General features: G+C 43.6%; 2 protein-coding genes. Both read right to left on the reverse strand.

Translation table 11 applies throughout. The annotated features are described in order from the left end of the window. Positions 1-44: 44 nt before the first annotated feature. On the reverse strand, positions 45-464 hold the full coding sequence (locus ACI35L_RS05110; RefSeq protein ID WP_049670976.1) for an acyl-CoA thioesterase: 420 nt from the start codon (positions 462-464) through the stop codon (positions 45-47). 46 nt (positions 465-510) lie between these two features. Beyond that, a complete protein-coding gene (locus ACI35L_RS05115) occupies positions 511-2,796 on the reverse strand; it encodes an AAA family ATPase (RefSeq protein WP_439802374.1) in 2,286 nt (761 codons plus the stop codon). Positions 2,797-3,126 lie beyond the last annotated feature (330 nt).

Below are 3,126 nucleotides of genomic sequence, written 5' to 3' on the forward strand. Positions count from 1 at the left end.
TAATAAAGAAAGGAGAAGGGACATCCCTTCTCCTTTCTATTGGGCTATTTCTTTTTAATTTCTTCGTATTTAGCAAACCATTCCGGAAATGCTTTTTTGAATTGAACCGGACGGAAATTTTCCTTCTTCACGACAATATGTGTGGTTGCCCCAACAGCACATACCTCATCATGCTGATTTTTAATTTCATACGCATAGACAGTCTTCAAACCCGTGTTTTCCTCTACCCATGTATACACATATGCCTGGTCGCCATATCGGAGAGGTGTTTTATAGGTAGCCTGTATGTCGTAAACAGGCGCATAGTAGCCCGCATCCTCCATATCGGTATAGGAAAATCCTAAATCACGGATAAGGGCCGCCCTACCCAGCTCAAACCATTTTAAATAGTTGGCGTGATACATCACACCCATCATGTCCGTGTCTGCATAAAACAGTTGAATTTCTTCCTTTGAGATAAACATTCCGCTAAACACTCCTTACCTGCTGCGCCTAATTCCTATTCCTTATTCATTCTAACACAAGTTTGAAATCATCTTTTATTAAGTTTGAAGCATTTGCATTCTCGCCGGCATTCATCAACCTCTGGGCCTGGTATTGGATGGCATTATCAGCAAGATTGATGGCAAAGCGGCCATTCCCGTCAATCTCCATCTCCTCTAACCGCCCCTTCAAATACTCCTCTGCCTCTTCATCAAGGCTGTATTGGTAGGAATCAAGATAGTTCTTCATAATTTGCAGGAGCTCCATAACCGAATAATCAGGGAAATGCATGAACTTCTTAAACCGTGAAGAGAAGCCAGGATTGCTTTGAAGCAATTCATCCATTTCCTTCGGATATCCGGCCAAAATAATGACCAGGTTTTCATTATGCTTTGTCATTTCATCCACCAATGTATTGACAACCTCTGCTCCAAAATCACTGTTGGATTGACTTAATAAGGAGTACGCCTCATCAATGAATAAAACACCGCCAAGTGCATCCTGGACCTTCCGTTTTGTTTTGATAGCCGTCTGGCCGACATATCCCGCGACAAAATCCGCACGGCTTGCCACGACAAGATGTCCCCGCTTCAGCAACCCGCAATCACGCAGAATCTCAGAATACAGCTTGGCGATGGTTGTCTTCCCAGTCCCAGGATTTCCGGTAAAAACTGCATGCAGCTGGATGGGCACAACCTTTTTCCCTTCATTCCTTCTAGCTTGCTGCACGCGGACAAAGGCTGATAATTTCTTGATTTCATCCTTAATGGATTCAAGTCCTACAAGATTCATCAGCTCTTCAATGGGCGGGTTAGACTCTTCCTTTGTATCTGATTCATGAAAATCCTCTGCCTGTAAAAGGAGATAATCGATGAAGGAACGCCCAGTATCGGCTATTTGCCTTGAGCCCTTTTGGAAAATAGCATCCGTGACAATTGACTTAACGCTTCGGGCATTACCGAAGGATTGATCGACCATCTCATGCTCGATCTTCTTCTCCAGAGCAGGAAAAGCTTCCGGCGTAATGAAATAGCCGTTATCTTCAGCGAAGCGGCAGGCAATTTCCTTCATTTCTTCCATGGAATAATCGGGAAGCTCCATGAAATTGAACTGTGGAAATCGGCTTCTGAGTCCAGGATTGCTGTCTAGAAACTGTCTCATTTCATCCGGATATCCGGCCAAAATGACAGCGAATTTCCCTGCATAATCAGCACTGTCCATTAACGAAACCAAGGTATCAATGACTGTTTGGCCATAATCACTGCCTTGCTGACCATCCCGTTTTAGACTATAAGCCTCATCAATAAATAACACACCGCCAATGGCCTCTTCAACGAGGTTGCGGACATTTTCCTCCGTCTGACCGACATAGGCACCAACGAGCTTGGACCGATCCGCTTCTATAATGGTTTCCTTCGGCAGGATGCCGAGCTCATAATAAATCTTTCCTAATAATCTTGCGAGTGTTGTTTTCCCCGTGCCAGGATTCCCGGTCAAAACCATGTTCAAGCTAAGATCACTGCTTTTCGTAAAGCCCATTTCAAGTCTAGATTTCTGATAGGTCAGGAAATCATACAGCTGACTAATGCGTGTCTTAATATCCTTAAGCCCAACCATTCGCTCCAATTGATCAAGCGGTGAGAGCTCCCGTTCCTGAAATGGCTGCAGTTTGCTCAGAATGGCATCAAAGCTGTCCCTGCTTTCATTGAGCTGGAGGATGGATCGCTTTAATTCCTCATAAACCGTGATGGTATGGAAATTTCCGCTCAAGGTATCCTGATAGGCTTGAGCCTGTTTCTTCACAAGCTGCAAGTGCTCATCGACTGCCACAAGAGCGGTCCGGACCTCCTGAACCGAAGGGGAATTTTCTTCCTTTGGCAGGCCCTTAATGGCTTCATGAACTCTTTGCCCATACCGCTCAGCCTTTTCTAAGATTTCCATCACGACATTGCGCTTAGCCGTCCGGTTATCTGTTTCGCGCAAAACAGGCATGGTTAAGCCGTCAAGAAGTCCTTTGAGCTGATTCAAGCTTTTCTTCTCGAGTCTTGTGTGTATATCAGTCATTTCTGGCCATAAAACGGCCGCCTGTTCTAGTAATAAATAGTAGAAGGAGTCTTCCTCCTTCTTATTGGCACGATTCAAGGCAAGAAAATAGAGAAGGATGCCTTTCCATTTTTCCTTGTCCTCCCCCATATTTGCTGCCTCTGAGAGAGCATTCAATAAAGCTTCCTGTGAGGGAAGCTCTCCTTTTGTTTTATACAATGACTCCCATTCACTTATTAGCTCTGGGAGATAGCTATTAGATTGGTTCATTTATTCCTTCATCCTTTATTCTAGTCAATACCACCATCCTACCATATACAAGAATGATTTAGACTGAATTTGGCTTGTACCTAGAATAACCGCTGTCATATCTTATGAATCACTCCTCAAGAAGAATGAAACAATCTGTACGTTGAATATCCCGCTAATCTAAAAAGAAGTTTAGAGAGTTAAGTATGGACTCTTTTATGGCGATTAAATTCATCATAAAAAGAGCCGAATGAACATCATTCGGCTCTCAGACTGTAGACTAAATCCATTAAGGTTTTGGTCTACAGTTTTTTTATACTCTTGCATCCCATATGGACGTGAAAGCTATTT

The sequence above is a fragment of the Pradoshia sp. genome, assembly GCF_051873915.1.
GTDB lineage: Bacteria > Bacillota > Bacilli > Bacillales > Pradoshiaceae > Pradoshia.